Raw genomic sequence first — 17210 nt, 5'->3', positions numbered from 1 at the left:
GTTCTATTACTCGCAGGCTGTGACCTTTCGGCTGTCAATTCACCATATCCTGCTGCAGAAAGTGATAAAACCGTAAGATACAGTTCTTTCATGCTGCGACCTAAGCACCTTGATCCTGCGCGATCCTACTCAGCAAACGAAAGTCTGATTACCGCCCAGATTTATGAACCACCATTACAGTACCATTATCTCAAACGACCCTATACTCTAGAGCCTTTAACGGCAGCAAGCATGCCGGAAGTCGAGTTACTGGATAAAAATGGTGAGGTGTTAACAGCTGCACAACAAACTCCTGATAATGTCGCATTTTCACGTTATACCATCACCATTCGGCCTGGGATTGCTTATCAACCACATCCTGCATTTGCCCAAGATAAATCTGGGCAGTGGCTTTATCACGCTATAAATGAAAAAACATCTCGTCACATAACCTCTATTATGGATTTTCCGCAATTAGCCACTCGAGAATTGAAAGCAGCCGATTATGCATACCAAATAAAGCGTTTGGCACATCCTGAAGTGCATTCTCCCATTTTGGGATTAATGAGTGAGCATATTGTCGGCTTGGGGGATTTTGCTGCTGAACTTGGCAAAATGCGTCAACAAGGCCAATCAATCGACCTTCGAGAGCTACAGATTCCTGGTGTGCAAGTTATTGATGACCATCGCTACCAAATCACGGTATATGAGCAATACCCTCAATTGAAATACTGGCTGGCGATGCCATTTTTTGCTCCCATTCCTTGGGAAGCGGATGTGTTTTATCAGCAGACTTTATTAATTGATAAAAATATCACCTTGGATTGGTATCCAGTCGGCACTGGGGCCTATTACATGATCGAAAACGATCCGAACCGTCGTATGGTGATGCTCAAAAATCCTAATTACCATGGTGAAATTTATCCCAGTGAAGGTTCCCCCGGTGACGCGGCAGCAGGCTTATTAGACGATGCCGGTTTGCCAATGCCTTTTATCGATAAAATTATTTACACCCTTGAAAAGGAGAGCACGTCTTATTGGGGGAAATTCATCCAAGGCTATTACGATGTTAGTGGCTTAACTTCTGATAGTTTTGAGCAGGCTATTCAAGTTTCATCAGCAGGTTCATTTGGGCTGAGTGAAGACATGATGAAAAAAGGCATTGATTTACAATCCGCGGTTGGCACTACCACCCATTACATCGGGTTTAATATGCTCGATTCTGTAGTGGGTGGAAAGAGTGAAAGAGCGCGTAAATTGAGGCAGGCCATCGCAATCGCTATTGATCAAGAGGAATTTGTTTCTATCTTTTTTAATGGACGGGGAATACCCGCTCAAGGGCCTATACCTCCCGGTATTTTCGGCTACCGTGAAGGCAAAGACGGGCTGGATCCGTATGTATATGAGTGGCGTGACAATGCGGTGCGAACAAAGCCAATTGAATATGCTCGACAATTGCTTGTTGAAGCTGGATATCCAAAAGGCCGTGATGCTGAAACAGGTCAACCTTTAGTGCTGTACTTTGATATTTCAGCAGTTGGACCCGATGCTAAGTCGCAATTAGATTGGATGCGCAAACAATTCCAAAAACTCAACATTCAGTTAGTGATTCGTTCAACTGATTACAATCGTTTTCAAGATAAGATGCGTCGCGGCCAAACGCAGATATTTAAAGTCGGCTGGAGTGCTGATTACCCTGATCCGGAAAATTTTCTGTTTTTGTTATATGGACCCAACGCTAAAGCTATTCATAATGGTGAAAATAGTGCGAATTATCAAAACACTGAATTTGATAAATTATTTGAGCAAATGCGAGTAATGCCAGATGATGCTGAACGCCAAAAGATTATTGATGAAATGGTCAGTATCGTAAGGCATGATGCCCCTTGGGTGTGGGGATTTCATCCCAAAGAGTTAACCTTGTTTCATGCCTGGAACAAAAATATTAAACCTAACTTGATGGCAAACAATACATTAAAGTATCACCGAATCGATCCGCTATTACGAGACCAGTTAAGGGCGAAATGGAATAAGCCAACAATTTGGCCAATAATGTTATTGGTATTATTTATTTTTCTGGCAATGTTGCCAGCAGTCATTATTTATCGCCGAAAAAAATACCAACAGGCTGTGAATACTTGATACTGTTGATTTTGAATATCATCCGGTACAATTATGTGCCACACTTGTTAAGTAATTTCAGGCATCACTCAATCAGGGAGAAAAGCACGTGGATTTGGCTACTTTACTGGGTTTCTTGATTGCCTGGAGTGTAATTATCGCCACCATCGCTCTGGGTGCCGCGGCAAGTACTTTTCTTAATACCCCTTCATTTATGATCGTCATCGGCGGAACCTTTGCCGTTGTAATGATGCGCTTTACCCTTAAACAGTTTATTGGCTCAATGAAAACAGCCACAAAAGCTTTTTTGCATAAATCTGAAGACCCTAGTGAAATTATTGCCAGTGTAGTTCAGCTGGCCAGTATTGCTCGTAAAGAAGGTTTACTAGCGCTCGAAAGGCAAGAAGTAAAAAATCCAGCTCTAGCATTGGGTATTCGGATGCTGGTAGATGGTCATGAGCCTTCCGTCGTCAGAAAAGCACTAAATACTGAGATGAATGAAACCGTCAATCGACACACTATCGGCCAACAAATTTTCCAACAAATTGGTGATGCTGGCCCAGCGATGGGCATGATTGGTACCTTAGTAGGCCTAGTTCAGATGCTGTCAAATATGTCAGATCCAAAGTCAATTGGTCCTGCTATGGCTGTTGCTTTATTAACAACGCTTTATGGTGCCATGTTGGCCAATATGTTCGCATTACCGATTGCCGATAAACTAGCACTTCGCAGTAATGAAGAGCTTATGAGTAAAAGCATTATTATCGAGAGCGTAATGGGTATTCAAGAGGGACAGAATCCCAAAGTATTGGAAGAATTGCTGAAAAATTATCTGCCTTCCTCTAAGCGTGATGCTGAAGCTCCGGCTCCAGCTGAAGCTTAATCGGCATATAGACGATATAAATCATGAGTGATTCTGAAACGCAGAGTTTCAAAAAGCAACAGAAGAAAGGATTACCTGCCTATATGGCGACATTTGCCGACTTAATGTCGTTATTAATGTGCTTCTTTGTTTTGTTGTTGTCGTTCGCTGAAATTGATGCCATCAAATATAAAATGGTCGTCATGTCCTTGGAAAAAGCCTTTGGTGTGCAACGAGAAGTCGTGGATGAAGCGATCCCAAAAGGCACTAGCATCATTGCTCAGGAATTCAGTCCAGGTGAGCCTAAACCGACTCCACTGAATATTGTCAGACAGGAAACAACTGACGATACAAAAGATGTCTTAAAAGTCACAATGGATGCAGAAGCCGTTGCAGAGGCTCAGGCAAAACAAGTCGCTGAAGAAGTCGAAGAATTTAAAGAAGCACTCGAGTCCGAGATTGAGCGTGGTCTAATTGTGGTAGAAAATCAGCTAAACCGTATCGTGATCCGAATCCGTGAACGGGGGTCTTTTCCTTCGGGTGACGCTACTTTAAATCAGGATTTTGTACCCATCCTAAAAAAAATTAATGAGGTGTTAACCCAGACTGACGGGTTAATTGCTGTTGCCGGACATACGGATAATATTCCGATTAACACTTCCCGTTATCGTTCTAATTGGGAGCTATCAACATCAAGGGCAACTTCAGTGGTCCACGAGTTACTTAATTACAATACCATTCCGCCAGAGCGCTTTGTATTAGAAGGCTACGCGGATACCCGCCCATTGGCACCGAATGATTCTTCAGCTAACCGTGCGACTAATCGCCGAGTTGAAATTGTTGTATTGAAAGGTTCGATAGACAGCGACTTGACTAAGTCAATCGACGAGTTAATTCAACATGACGCAATTGAAAGTGAAATCCAACAAGTCCGTTAGACCCCAATAGATTGCTAGCAACGAAATATATCACTGCAAACAATGGTATTATTTGTAGGTTTTCGATATCGCTCATGACGCGAGCAATAGCTTCGTGAGGTGAGCGTTACAGCAGGTTGAACCGCCTTAACATAATGTGTCATTGCAAGGCCCTGCGATAAAAATTAAGAGGTGAATATGCAAAAAATTTCCGTCGAAACCGGATTGGTGATACCAATGGATCGGCCTAATGTCGACACTGACGCAATTATTCCAAAACAGTTCTTAAAATCGATTAAACGCAGTGGGTTTGGGCCTAATCTTTTTGATGAATGGCGTTATCTGGATCATGGTGAGCCTGGACAGGATTCCACTAATCGGCCGTTAAATCCTGATTTTGAATTGAATCAACCACGTTATCAGGGGGGCACAATATTATTGGCTCGAGAAAACTTTGGTTGTGGCTCGAGTCGTGAACACGCGGTTTGGGCTCTTGAAGATTTTGGCATCCGGGTGATTATCGCGCCGAGTTTCGCTGATATCTTTTTTAGTAATAGTAGTAAAAATGGCATCCTCACCATCAAGCTCGATGAAAAACAGGTTGATACATTATTCGAGCAGGTCGAGGCTAGACCGGGTTACCAGCTGACAGTTGATTTACCTGAGCAAACTATTCTGTTGCCAAATGGTGAAAAATTTCATTTTGAAATTGATAGCTTTAAAAAACACTGTTTGCTTGAAGGCCTGGATGATATCGGTCTCACCCTGCAGCATACTGATGATATTAAAGCCTACGAAGTCCGTCGTCGCGAACAAGCGCCGTGGCTGTTTTCCTAATTTTATTAATTTATAAGTAATAACATTCATGACAAAGAAAATTGCAGTATTAGCCGGTGATGGAATCGGCCCAGAAATCGTTGCCGAAGCTGTTAAAGTTTTAAATGCGTTTAAACAAGATGGTTTGGAGATTGAATTAGAATACGGTTTGATCGGCGGGGCTGCCTATGATGAAACCGGGAGTCCGCTTCCAAATGAAACTCTGCAGATGGCTAAACAGGCGGATGCCATTTTATTGGGTGCAGTGGGTGGTTATAAATGGGAGTCACTGGATATCAGTGTGCGCCCTGAAAAAGGTTTATTGGGGATTCGTTCACAATTAAACCTGTTTGCCAATTTACGTCCAGCCTTGTTATATCCACAATTAGCTGATGCTTCCACCTTGAAACCCGAAGTAGTTGCTGGTCTGGATTTAATGATTGTGCGGGAATTAACCGGTGGCATTTATTTTGGTCAGCCAAGAGGTATTCGTACCCTGGAAAATGGCGAAAAAGAAGGCTACAACACCTTGGTGTATCGCGAAAGTGAAATTAACCGGATTGGTCGAGTAGCATTTGATATTGCTCGTAAACGTCAAAGTCGTGTTTGTTCGGTGGACAAGGCCAATGTGTTGGAATGTACTGAATTATGGCGTGAGACCATGACAACCTTATCCAAGGACTATGCTGACGTCGAATTGAGTCATATGTATGTGGATAATGCGGCAATGCAGTTAGTGCGTGCACCTAAACAGTTTGACGTTATGGTGACGACTAATATGTTTGGCGATATATTGTCTGATTGTGCATCCATGCTGACCGGCTCAATTGGAATGTTGCCTTCTGCATCATTGGATGAAAATGGTAAAGGCATGTATGAACCTATTCATGGTTCAGCGCCTGACATAGCAGGGCAAAACATTGCTAATCCACTGGCAACCATTTTGTCAGCTGCTATGATGTTACGTTACACGCTTGACCAGCCGGCTTTTGCCGATCGTATCGAAAGTGCAGTGAGCAAAGTACTGGATCAAGGTTTGAGAACAGCAGATATTTTCTCCGCGGGCATGACTCGGGTGACCACTGCTGAAATGGGCGATGCCGTTGTGGCAGCGCTGTAATAAAAGAATTTAGGTGAATTGTGACTAAACAAATTGATATTGCTGTTGTAGGTGCTACTGGTGCGGTGGGTGAAGCCATGCTGGATATCCTTCACCAACGTAAATTTCCTGTCGGTAAAGTCTATGCGTTAGCCAGTGAACGTTCGGCTGGCTCAACTGTGCAATTCGGTAATAAATCGTTAATGGTTGAAGATCTGGCTCAGTTTGATTTTTCCAAAGTTCAAATCGGTTTGTTTTCGCCAGGAGCAAGTGTTTCCGAAATCTACGCGCCTAAAGCGGCGGCTGCGGGTTGTATCGTTATTGATAATACTTCGCAGTTTCGCTATGACGATGATGTGCCGCTGATCGTACCTGAAGTGAATCCAGATGCAGTAGTTGGCTACAAAAAGCGTGGCATCATTGCTAATCCCAACTGTTCAACCATTCAAATGTTGGTGGCGTTAAAACCAATTTATGACGCGGTTGGCATCAAACGCATTAATGTCTGCACTTACCAAGCTGTATCGGGCAGTGGTAAACCGGCTATGGATGAACTGGCTAAGCAAACTGCTGCCTTATTAAATGGACGTCCGGCTGAATCAGAAGTTTACCCTAAACAAATCGCCTTTAATGTGATTCCGCAAATCGATGTTTTCATGGATAACGGCTACACCAAAGAAGAAATGAAAATGGTGTGGGAAACTCGCAAAATCATGGGTGATAATGATATTCAGGTGAATCCGACGGCAGTTCGAGTACCGGTGTTTTTTGGCCACTCAGAAGCTATTCATATTGAAACTCGTGACAAAATCACTGCTGAAAAAGCCAAAGAGTTACTCTCAGCATTTGATGGCATCGTGGTGATAGATGAACATAAAGATGGCGGTTATCCAACTGCGGTCACAGATTCATCTGGCAAGGATCCTGTATACGTAGGGCGTATCCGTGAAGATATCTCACATCCTAACGGATTAAATATGTGGGTGGTTTCAGACAATGTCCGTAAAGGGGCTGCACTGAACAGTGTGCAAATTGCCGAGCTTCTGGTAGATAAATACCTCTAGGCATAGCTGAGAGTGTCAAGGAAGGGGAGTTAAATGAAACAAAAAACGTTGACCCGTTTGTCGGTAGCCACGGCACTTGGTTTCTTAACTCCCTTACCGGGTTATGCTTTTGGGCTTGGGCAGATAACCTTGCATTCAGCGTTGAATGAGCTTTTCAGGGCTGAAATAGCTGTTAATGCCTTAAGAGACGATGAACGTGGAAACCTCGAAGTGAGGTTGGCGTCTACTCAGGATTTTGAACGAGCAGGGCTAGATCGCAATTTTTTATTAACTCAATTGAAATTTGAGGTAGTCGAAGAGGCAAGTTCCACGCGGATTATGATCACATCTGATGTGCCAATAAAAGAACCCTTCTTGGGTTTTTTATTGGCCGCCACCACCGGCCAGGGCAAATTGCTGCGTGAATATACGGTTCTTTTAGATCCGCCTAAAGAGTTGTACCCCAATCGAGCAACCAGTACACCATCTCGTTCACCTGCATCGCCACAAGCAGCGACAATGCCAGCTGATTCGAGATCTCAACCTGCCTCATGGTCTCCAACTAGAGACAATATTTCAGAGTATAAAGTACAGTCACGAGATACGTTGTGGAGCATTGCCGAAAGAACGCGGCCTTCAGCGGATATTTCGATGCATCAGATGATGATTGGTCTGCTCAATGCAAATCCACAGGCATTTCAGCAAAACAATGTAAACAGTCTTTATGCCGGCAGCACACTTAACATTCCCACCACGAATGAAATCACCCGTTTATCTGCTAGTGAAGCGAAATCAGAAATAGATAGGCAAAACACTGCATGGAGGAATCGAAACACTCCACAAACTATAACCGCTGCACAAACGACCAATAACGACACTGATTCAGCTGTTATTGATAGTGAAACAGAGACTACCAGTGTTAGTGACGATGAAGAGCTATCACCAGGAAATGATGAAGCAATTTCAGATGCTGAGAGCGCACGGTTAAAGTTAATAGCGGCCACCGAAAATAGCTTGCTTGAAGCCGATCCCGACGTAACTGGAGATCCTGATTTACAACGTATTAGTGAACAACTAACACTTGCACAGGAAACGATTGAAGCCCAATCTCAGGAAAATATTGATTTTAAAAATCGTATGGACGCAATGGAGCGCCAACTCGATACGATGCGACGTCTTATTTCATTGAAAGATGCCGATATGGCAAGACTGCAAAGCTTGCTGGAACAGGACGAAACCCAGATGGATTTGGCAACGCTGGTTGATGAAGCTAATGCGATTTTAGAGGGAAGTGAAGCAGACAGCGAAGCAGCAGAAGCGACCATAGATACTGATGTCACTGATGTCACTGATGTCACTGATGACCCTGAGGAGTGGGAACCAGTTTCGATTGATAACACGGTATTAGCAGATGCTGCTGAACCGAATGTTGAGACAGCTACTTCCAACCAAGAGCCACCTCAGCAGGAAGACACCGAAACGCTTACCGACACCACTGTAGCGGGCCAAACCGATATATTAGATACCGAAGAAGGTATTGATAATGCTGAATTGGATACAGCTACAGCTGAGGTTGATGCTGCCATCAATGAAGCTGCTCAACTATTGGATCTTGATCAACAGCAGATGGATTCACTCTACCAGCGGGTTCAAGCTTTTGTGATCGCTCATAAAGTTGAATCATTACTTGCCGTATTACTGCTATTGCTAATCATATGGATGGTGATACGACGCAGTCAGCGTGAAGTGAGTTGGGATGATGCCGTTAGTAAAATCAACACCAATAAACCTGCCAAATCAGCTCCGGAAATGGGTAGTGTGAATATTGTTACACCAGTAGCAGGTGAAACGATTACAACCTCAGAAAGCAAAACAAAGTCGGTTGACGAATTAGTTGACCAAGCCGATATGTTTGTTGGATATGCTGACTACGTGCAAGCAGGAAGCGCACTTGAGCAAGCCCACCAACAAGCTCCAGACAATAAAGAGATCGTAGCAAAATTGATGTTTGTGTATTTCAAACAACAAAAGTCTGCAGATTTTATTGCGTTGCTGAATACATCAGGAATTGATGAAACCCATTCACAATGGCCGGAAATTAGAGTTTGGGGTAATCAGTTACTGCCGCATAATCCCTTGTTTGCTGAACCGGTCGAATCATCTGAACAAACTGATATTGATGAAGATTTAGATCAAGAAGAAGCTGAGTTTAAGATTGAAGAAGAAACTGTTGCAGAAGAAACCACAGCTGTTTCTTCTGAGGCTGAAGATTCCGATCATATTGAATTTAATCTGGATGATTATAAAGTCGATTCGGCAACATCTTCTCAGGCTGATGAAGTCTATGAACGCGATGAAGAAGATTTATTGCAGTTTGATACCAATTATGTGTCAGCAGGAAAAGTCACAGAGATTGAACCTGAACATTCTGAAATCGAGACTTTTGCCGAAGATGATGATCTGAGAATCGATTTGGATCAAGACAATGTATTGCAACCTGACTTGTCGGCTCCCGAAATTCTGGATTTGGATATTGATGAGTCAGAAGTTGAAACAGACACTATTGCAACAGATAACTCTGAGGAAATGTTATCTCTTGATTCGGATGAATTGGATTTAGTTGCATTTGAAACTGAAGATGATGCTTCAACAGAATCCGATGATGTTATCGAAGATTATCTCAATCTGGATAGTAGTATTGATGATGAAGAGCTGGATTTTGATCTCAGTGATTTTGATTCAATTGATGAGGCTGAAACCAAACTAGATCTTGCTGCAGCGTATTCTGATATGGGTGATCCGGAAGGTGCCAGAGGAATCCTTGAAGAAGTACTTGAGCAAGGTACTGATGAACAGAAACAACGAGCACAAGAACTGCTCGACGCTTTGTCCTAAAGAGTTATGTTGTGAGGTTAGCATTAGGTGTCGAATATGACGGCAGTCATTTTCACGGCTGGCAGTTTCAACCAAGGCAACGCACTGTTCAAGGCGAACTGCAAAAAGCCGTATCACTGATCGCCAATTCTGAAACGGAAGTTTTTGCTGCAGGTCGTACAGATACCGGGGTGCATGCATTAAATCAAGTTGTTCATTTTGACACTGAGGCGATTCGTGAGGATCGCAATTGGTTATTGGGATTAAACTCTAATCTTCCACATGATGTTTGTGTGAAGTGGGTTAGTCCTGTTTCTGAACACTTCAATGCTCGTTTTAGTGCCGTAAAACGTCGTTATCGTTATTTAATACTCAATCGAGATAGTCGTTCTAGTGTGCATCATCAACGGATGTGGTGGGTCTACAAATCGCTTGATGAATACAAAATGCAACTTGCTGCGAATTTGTTACTTGGGCAGCACGATTTTTCTGCTTTTAGAGCACAGGAATGTCAGGCAAAGAGTCCGATAAAAACGCTGGATAAATTAATTGTCACGCGTCGGGATGATTGTATTGCAGTTGATGTTGAGGCCAGATCATTTTTGCATCATATGGTGCGTAACCTGATGGGGGTACTGGTTCCTGTTGGCGAAGGCAAAAAACCTGTGGAATGGGCCCAACAAGTACTGCAAAGTCAGGATCGCAATATGGCTGGTGTCACCGCACCACCTCAAGGGCTTTATCTGACAGAGGTGATTTATCCCGACGAATATTTGCTGCCAGCAGTGTCAGGTTTTCCAGTGCTCTGGTAAAGTATCAGGCTAACTTTTAGAAAGCTGATAATCTCAAATGAGAACCCGCGTTAAAATATGTGGCATTACGCGTCGCCAAGATGCTGAATTTGCAGTTAAAAGCGGGGTGGATGCAATTGGTTTGGTTTTTTATGAACCAAGTCCACGGGCTGTGACTATTGAACAAGCTGCCGCGATTACCGCGCAGTTGTCTCCGTTTGTCAGTGTTGTCGGTTTATTTGTCAATGCGACTGCAGAGAATGTTCGACAAACACTTGAACAGGTCCAATTAAGTTTGTTGCAGTTTCATGGTGATGAATCTGCTGAGTTTTGCGAGCAGTTCAATATGCCGTATATCAAAGCAATTCGCATGCAGTCTGCCGCAGATTTAATTCAAGCTAGCAAAGATTTCTCTGCTTCATCGGCGCTTTTGTTAGATAGTTATCAATATGGGGTGCCGGGGGGAACCGGTCAGACCTTTGACTGGTCAATGATTACGGCTGTTAACAAGCCATTGATACTAGCGGGTGGCCTGACAACTGAAAATGTTGCAGAAGCTATTCGGCAAGTCTCGCCTTATGCAGTGGATGTGAGTGGCGGGGTAGAAGAGTCGAAAGGACTTAAAAGTAATAATAAAATAAGCGCATTCATGCGAGAGGTGGCAAATGCCTGAAATACAGATTGATGATTACTTTAAACATTACCCAGATGAGTTTGGTCATTTTGGCCCCTATGGTGGGCGCTTTGTCGGCGAAACATTAATGGGTGCTATTTATGAGCTGGAAGAAGCTTATAAACAGTATAAAAATGATCCAGTATTTCAGGCTGAGATGGATAAAGATCTTGCCGATTTTGTAGGTCGTCCATCTCCCATTTACCATGCTGAGAATTGGACTCGTAAACTGGGTGGTGCGCAAATCTATCTAAAGCGTGAAGATCTCAATCACACCGGTGCACATAAAGTAAACAATACGATTGGTCAGGCTTTGCTGGCCAAACGGATGGGCAAAACTCGTATTATCGCCGAAACTGGTGCTGGTCAGCACGGTGTGGCTACCGCGACGGTTGCAGCCCGATTGGGTATGGAATGTGTCGTATACATGGGTGCCGAAGATGTGGCTCGTCAGGCACAAAATGTTTATCGAATGAAATTGTTAGGTGCTGAAGTAGTACCTGTTCAATCTGGTTCTAAAACCCTGAAAGACGCTTTGAATGAAGCGTTACGTGACTGGGTCACCAATGTTGATGATACTTTTTACATCATAGGCACTGTGGCTGGACCGCATCCTTATCCAGCGATGGTACGTGATTTTCAATCGGTTATCGGACGTGAAGCACGTCAGCAAATGCTCAATACTACTGGCAAACTTCCAGATGCATTAGTTGCTTGTATAGGTGGCGGTTCAAACGCGATTGGCTTGTTTTATCCTTTTATTGAGGATAAATCGGTGGCAATGATTGGCGTCGAAGGTGCTGGTCATGGACTGAAAACAGGCCAACATTCCGCGCCATTATCTGCGGGTACACCTGGTGTATTACATGGAAATCGTACCTATCTAATTCAAGATGCCGCCGGACAAATCACCGAAACCCATTCTATTTCTGCTGGATTGGATTATCCTGGTGTGGGGCCTGAACATGCGTGGTTAAAAGATATTGGCCGTGCACAATATGTCACGGTAACGGATACTGAGGCCTTAGATGCATTCCATGAGTTGACGCGTACTGAAGGCATTATCCCGGCTTTAGAAACCAGTCATGCATTGGCTTATGTCTCAAAATTAGCTCCAACAATGTCCGCCGATCAAAGTATTCTTATTAATGTTTCAGGACGTGGTGATAAAGATATGCACACAGTTGCTGCCATGGCCGGGCTGAATTTCTGAGGAATATAAAATGAGTCGTATTAAAGAATGTTTTAAAAATCTTCAGGCAGATGGACAAACCGCACTAATTCCTTATGTGACAGCTGGTGACCCTGAACCATGGGTAACGGTACCATTGTTGCATGCTCTGGTAGAAGCGGGAGCTGATATTATCGAACTGGGCGTGCCTTTTTCCGATCCGATGTCAGATGGCCCTGTTATTCAAAAAGCCTGTGAACGGGCTTTGAAAAACGACGTCACGCTGAATTCAATTCTGGATATGGTGAAACAATTTAGAGAAAAAAATACCCATACGCCGATCGTGCTGATGGGATATGCCAATCCACTGGAAGCAATGGGATACCAAAATTTTGCTAAAAAAGCCCAAGAAGTTGGTGTGGATGGTGTGCTCACGGTGGATATGCCACCAGAAGAATCAGATGAATTCTTACAGCTGATGGATACACATGATATCGACACGATTTTCTTAGTTGCTCCAACAACTTCGGCAGAACGCATGCAGAAAATCGCCAAACATGCCAAAGGCTTTATTTATTACGTATCGATTAAAGGTGTGACAGGAGCAGCGGCACTGGAAATTAATGAAGTCACTGCCAAACTAGAAGAAATTCGTAAATACACCTCTTTACCTGTCGGTGTAGGGTTTGGGATTAGAGATGGTCGTTCAGCTGCTGCGGTGGCCCAGGTTGCCGATGCTGTAGTGGTGGGCAGTACCTTGGTACGTTGCATTGAAGAACATGCCAATCGTCCTCAAGAATTACCCGCCGCAGTGGCAAGTATGTTAGCTGAAATGCGTCATGCAATTAATGCGCGTGATTTAGCCAGCGTCTCGGCTTAATTAGAGTTAAGGTGACCCAATGAGTTGGTTTGAAAGATTATTACCGTCGAAAATTCGCACCAGTGGCCGGAGCCGCTCAGTTCCTGAAGGTGTTTGGTGTAAATGCCCAGAATGTGACAATGTTCTGTACCGTGCAGAATTGGAACGAAACCAGATGGTGTGTCCAAAATGCGACCACCACCAACGGATTAACGCTCGAGTTCGGTTGCAAAATTTTTTAGATGAAAGCAATCGCCAGGAAATTGGTACCGAAGTAAAACCCGTTGATACCCTTAAATTTAAAGATAGCAAGCGCTATCGTGATCGTATTGTTCAGGCGCAAAAAACTACCGGCGAAAATGACGCATTATTAGCCATGCAAGGTACCTTGAAAGGCTTGCCTGTTGTGGCCGTCGCGTTTGATTTTGGCTTTATGGGCGGATCAATGGGCTCAGTGGTCGGTGAAAAATTCGTCCGTGCTGCTAAAGTTGCATTGGCAAAAAAGCTCCCATTAATTTGTTTTGCCGCCAGTGGTGGGGCACGTATGCAGGAAGGTTTGTTTTCGCTGATGCAGATGGCAAAAACCAGTGCTGTGTTATCCCAGCTGGAAGAGGCCGGAATCCCGTTTATTTCTGTTATGACTGATCCTACTATGGGTGGTGTTTCTGCGAGTTTGGCAATGCTTGGTGATGTTAATGTGGCTGAGCCCAAAGCATTGATCGGTTTTGCAGGGCCACGCGTTATTGAACAAACCGTGCGTGAAAAATTACCAGAAGGCTTCCAGCGCAGCGAGTTTCTGTTGGAACATGGTGCTATCGATATGATTATTGATCGTCGTGAAATGCGGGATCGTCTGAATAATCTGTTGACCATGATGCAAAACCGAATTGCTGTATAAATAGAGTTTATGCGATTTAATAGCTTGCCACAGTGGCTGGCATGGCAAGAGCAACTGCATTTCACTGAAATAGATCCTGGTTTAGATCGGATCCGAGTGGTTTGGCAGCGAATGTATGCCGATAAAAAATTACCATTTCGAATCGTGACGGTTGCTGGGACTAATGGTAAAGGCTCGTCAGTTGCTTTATTAGCCTCGATTCTCTCTACCTCCGGCTATCGTACGGCATGTTATACCTCACCACATTTATTGCGTTATAACGAGCGCATCGTGGTAGATGGTCAAACGGCATCAGATCAACAAATTTGTGAAGCCTTTGATCGTATTGATACGGCTAGAGGTGACGTTTCACTCAGTTATTTTGAATTTGCCACATTAGCTGCCGCGGATATTTTCTGTCATCAAGATATAGATATTGCAATACTCGAAGTCGGTATGGGCGGCCGCCTTGATGCGGTGAATTTGTTTGATGCAGATATTGCCCTAATTACTCCTATTGGTTTAGACCACACTGTATGGCTGGGAGATACTCGTGAACTTATAGGGGTAGAGAAAGCAGGCATTATGCGAGCTCATCATCCGGTGGTTTGCAGTGAATCCTCACCTCCCGCCACAGTTCTTGATATCGCACAAAAACTGGCCGCGCCAGCGTATGTTGCTGGCAAGGATTATACGGCTGAAACTGATGGCGATTTATGGCATTGGCACAACGCCACTGAACAATTTAAAGTTCTGCCTCACCCGGCATTACTTGGTTGTTATCAAATCCAGAATAGTGCAGCAGTGTTACAAGTGATCAGTTTGTTGAAAACTGCTGGTATGGAAAAGATAAATGAATCCGCTATTCGGACAGGTTTACAGCAAGTCAAATTGTCGGGTCGTTTTCAGCTAATTGAAGGACCTGTCACCCATATCTTCGATGTAACTCATAATCAGCAAGGCGCAGAAAACCTGGCAAAACTGTTACGGGAGATTCCATGCAAAGGTAAAACTCATGCCGTTATTGCCATGTTGCGGGATAAAGACAGTCGGGCTGTTTTTGATGCCTTATTGCCAGTTATTGATAATTGGTTTCTTGGTGGGTTAACCGGTAATCGAGGACAATCATCAGAAGAGTTGGCTGCAGGTTTGAAAGAAAAAAATTTGGATGGCAAGGTGCATGTCAATGAAACTGTAGAAGCGGCTTATGATCGCGCATTTAAATGCGCTGTTGCTGGCGATCGTATTTTAATTTTTGGCTCATTTCACACCGTTGAAGCGGTAATGCGCCATATCCCAGATTTTATTAATGAAACCTTGTCGGTCTCAGCTTGATGTGTCTTTATACATGGCCTGAATCTGAGGTTTAAACTTTTCCAACACCAATGCTCGTTTCACTTTTAACGTCGGTGTTAATAACCCATTTTCGATGGTCCAAGGTTCCAACATTAGATAGACCCGTCGAATTCGGGCATAAGCTGGAAACTCGAATAACCACTGCCTCAGCAATCGAACAAAATGCTGTTGCAGCACCTTGCTATTAACACTGTCTTTTAATAGTGGATCCAGACCGAGCTGCTGTGCAATTTGCGGCCACTTTTCACCATTAATTACCAGTAACGCAGACAAATAAGGCTGACCTTCACCCAATACTAAAGCCTGCTCAATCAGCCCGTTGCTAATAATGGCTGCTTCTATATCACCGGGCGGGACTTTTTCACCATTATTGAGTACCAAGATATCTTTGATGCGTCCAATAATATAAATATGTCCACTATCATTTATAAGGGCTTTATCACCCGTATGTAACCAGCCATCAGCATCAATCGTTTGGGCGGTTGTTTTGTGGTTATTCCAATAGCCCAGCATATTGCCAGGCCCCTTAACTTGAAGTTCTTCATCCTGACCAATGCGTACTTCAACACCTTGAATTGGCCGACCCACACTCGCCGGATCATTGCTTGAGGGTTCGTTCACACTTATAACTGGACTGGTTTCGGTTAGTCCGTATCCCTGAAGCAAGGTTAAATCTAAGCCAATAAACATTTTAGCTGCATAACTAGGCAATGCGGCGCCACCACTGACAGCCAGACGTAATTTACCACCTAAACGCTGATGAAATTTGCTCACGACTAGTTTATTAAGTAATGGCCATAACAGTAATGAAGGGAACCAATATTTACGGCCTTGTTGATAATGAAATCTTTTCCAGCCGACATTCATTGCTGACTTGAAAATTAGATGTCGAATCCAGTTACCCTCAGAAAGTTGTTTTTGGACCCGATCATAAATTCGTTCAAAAATCCTGGGTACAGCGATCATGATAGTGGGTTGAACTTGTCGCATATCCTCGGCCAACAGCGGAATACTGCGTGAAAAGACGACTTTGGAACCTGCCATCATTGGCAAATAGTATCCACCGGTACGCTCCAAAGTGTGAGACAACGGCAAAAATGATAAGAAAATATCGTCAGGTAAAATTTCAAAAAATTGTAATGAACCGTAGGCCACGGACAACATATTTTGATGGCTCAACATAACGCCTTTCGAGCGGCCTGTGGTACCGGAGGTATAAATAATTGATGCTAATTGATCAGCTTCAGCAGGGGAGATAACGATGTCACTATCAGCTTGTTCGAGCCATGCGGCCATTGAAGTCAAAGGAGGATCGTTATCGTTCGATTCATCATTAACAATAACAATTCGTTTAAGATTATATTCTTCGGGTAAAACTGCTTTAATTGCTGACCATTGTTTTGTGCTGTTTAATATCAATAAACGTACATCAGCATCCTGCAGAATATAGGCGACATTATCTGGTCGATCATCTGGGTAAAGAGGTACCACCACTAAACCAAGACTTAATGCCGCTAAATCGAAAAAAATCCACTCTTTGCTGTTTCGTAAATTTAGTGCAACCCGATCGCCTTTTCGCAGGTTTTCTTGTTGTAAGGCTTTTTGCCAATGCTGAACTGAATCTGCAACCTGCAGCCAACTTAGACTTTGCCAACTGCCATCATCAAAATACCCGTAGGCATCCTTGTCAGGGCTGAGTTTTACTCTTTCACAAAACAAGCCATAAAGGGTTTGCGCCTTTTCAGGTGAGATGTAATCGTTGACGGCCATTA

The 17210-nt window shown here is 43.6% G+C and carries 14 protein-coding genes; 13 read left to right on the top strand and 1 reads right to left on the bottom strand.

Translation table 11 applies throughout. The annotated features are described in order from the left end of the window. Positions 1-90: 90 nt before the first annotated feature. The 13 genes from ACN0V2_RS08585 to folC all read left to right on the top strand — a co-directional run bounded on the left by ACN0V2_RS08585 (position 91) and on the right by folC (position 15417). Complete coding sequence (locus ACN0V2_RS08585; RefSeq protein WP_417550399.1) at positions 91-2121, top strand: ABC transporter substrate-binding protein; 2031 nt, start codon at positions 91-93, stop codon at positions 2119-2121. Between the two features lie 88 nt (positions 2122-2209). Beyond that, complete coding sequence (gene pomA / locus ACN0V2_RS08580; RefSeq protein WP_417550398.1) at positions 2210-2983, top strand: flagellar motor protein PomA; 774 nt, start codon at positions 2210-2212, stop codon at positions 2981-2983. A gap of 23 nt (positions 2984-3006) precedes the next feature. Continuing rightward, positions 3007-3900 (top strand): MotB family protein, encoded by an 894-nt coding sequence (locus ACN0V2_RS08575; RefSeq protein ID WP_417550397.1) that lies wholly within the window; start codon positions 3007-3009, stop codon positions 3898-3900. Between the two features lie 177 nt (positions 3901-4077). Continuing rightward, positions 4078-4716: a 3-isopropylmalate dehydratase small subunit gene (leuD, locus tag ACN0V2_RS08570; protein WP_417550396.1), complete on the top strand. Its 639-nt coding sequence runs from the start codon at positions 4078-4080 to the stop codon at positions 4714-4716. A 28-nt stretch (positions 4717-4744) separates the two neighbouring features. After that, the gene (gene leuB / locus ACN0V2_RS08565) at positions 4745-5815 is read left to right on the top strand and encodes a 3-isopropylmalate dehydrogenase (protein WP_417550395.1); all 1071 of its coding nucleotides are present in this window, start codon (positions 4745-4747) and stop codon (positions 5813-5815) included. A gap of 20 nt (positions 5816-5835) precedes the next feature. Further along, positions 5836-6858, top strand: a complete 1023-nt coding sequence (locus ACN0V2_RS08560) for an aspartate-semialdehyde dehydrogenase (protein ID WP_417550394.1) — start codon at positions 5836-5838, stop codon at positions 6856-6858. A gap of 33 nt (positions 6859-6891) precedes the next feature. Then, the gene (locus ACN0V2_RS08555) at positions 6892-9732 is read left to right on the top strand and encodes a FimV/HubP family polar landmark protein (RefSeq protein WP_417550393.1); all 2841 of its coding nucleotides are present in this window, start codon (positions 6892-6894) and stop codon (positions 9730-9732) included. A gap of 11 nt (positions 9733-9743) precedes the next feature. Further along, on the top strand, positions 9744-10523 hold the full coding sequence (gene truA, locus ACN0V2_RS08550) for a tRNA pseudouridine(38-40) synthase TruA (RefSeq protein WP_417550392.1): 780 nt from the start codon (positions 9744-9746) through the stop codon (positions 10521-10523). A 37-nt stretch (positions 10524-10560) separates the two neighbouring features. Then, positions 10561-11175: a phosphoribosylanthranilate isomerase gene (locus tag ACN0V2_RS08545; protein WP_417550391.1), complete on the top strand. Its 615-nt coding sequence runs from the start codon at positions 10561-10563 to the stop codon at positions 11173-11175. Continuing rightward, positions 11168-12388 carry a tryptophan synthase subunit beta gene (gene trpB / locus ACN0V2_RS08540; protein ID WP_417550390.1) on the top strand — a complete coding sequence of 407 codons (1221 nt, stop codon included), beginning with the start codon at positions 11168-11170 and terminating at the stop codon, positions 12386-12388. The genes ACN0V2_RS08545 and trpB overlap by 8 nt, the downstream gene beginning before the upstream one ends. A 10-nt stretch (positions 12389-12398) precedes the next feature. Next, on the top strand, positions 12399-13226 hold the full coding sequence (trpA, locus tag ACN0V2_RS08535; protein ID WP_417550389.1) for a tryptophan synthase subunit alpha: 828 nt from the start codon (positions 12399-12401) through the stop codon (positions 13224-13226). A 19-nt stretch (positions 13227-13245) separates the two neighbouring features. After that, positions 13246-14103, top strand: a complete 858-nt coding sequence (gene accD / locus ACN0V2_RS08530; protein ID WP_417550388.1) for an acetyl-CoA carboxylase, carboxyltransferase subunit beta — start codon at positions 13246-13248, stop codon at positions 14101-14103. A 9-nt stretch (positions 14104-14112) separates the two neighbouring features. Then, complete coding sequence (gene folC / locus ACN0V2_RS08525; RefSeq protein WP_417550387.1) at positions 14113-15417, top strand: bifunctional tetrahydrofolate synthase/dihydrofolate synthase; 1305 nt, start codon at positions 14113-14115, stop codon at positions 15415-15417. On the opposite strand, the gene ACN0V2_RS08520 is transcribed toward folC, so the two are convergent. After that, a complete protein-coding gene (locus tag ACN0V2_RS08520) occupies positions 15409-17208 on the bottom strand; it encodes an AMP-dependent synthetase/ligase (protein WP_417550386.1) in 1800 nt (599 codons plus the stop codon). The two genes, folC and ACN0V2_RS08520, sit on opposite strands and share 9 nt — an antisense overlap. Positions 17209-17210: the final 2 nt, after the last annotated feature.

This window comes from Methylophaga sp. (genome assembly GCF_048266885.1).
Classification (GTDB): domain Bacteria; phylum Pseudomonadota; class Gammaproteobacteria; order Nitrosococcales; family Methylophagaceae; genus Methylophaga.
This window is presented reverse-complemented; position numbering and strand designations above follow the sequence as displayed.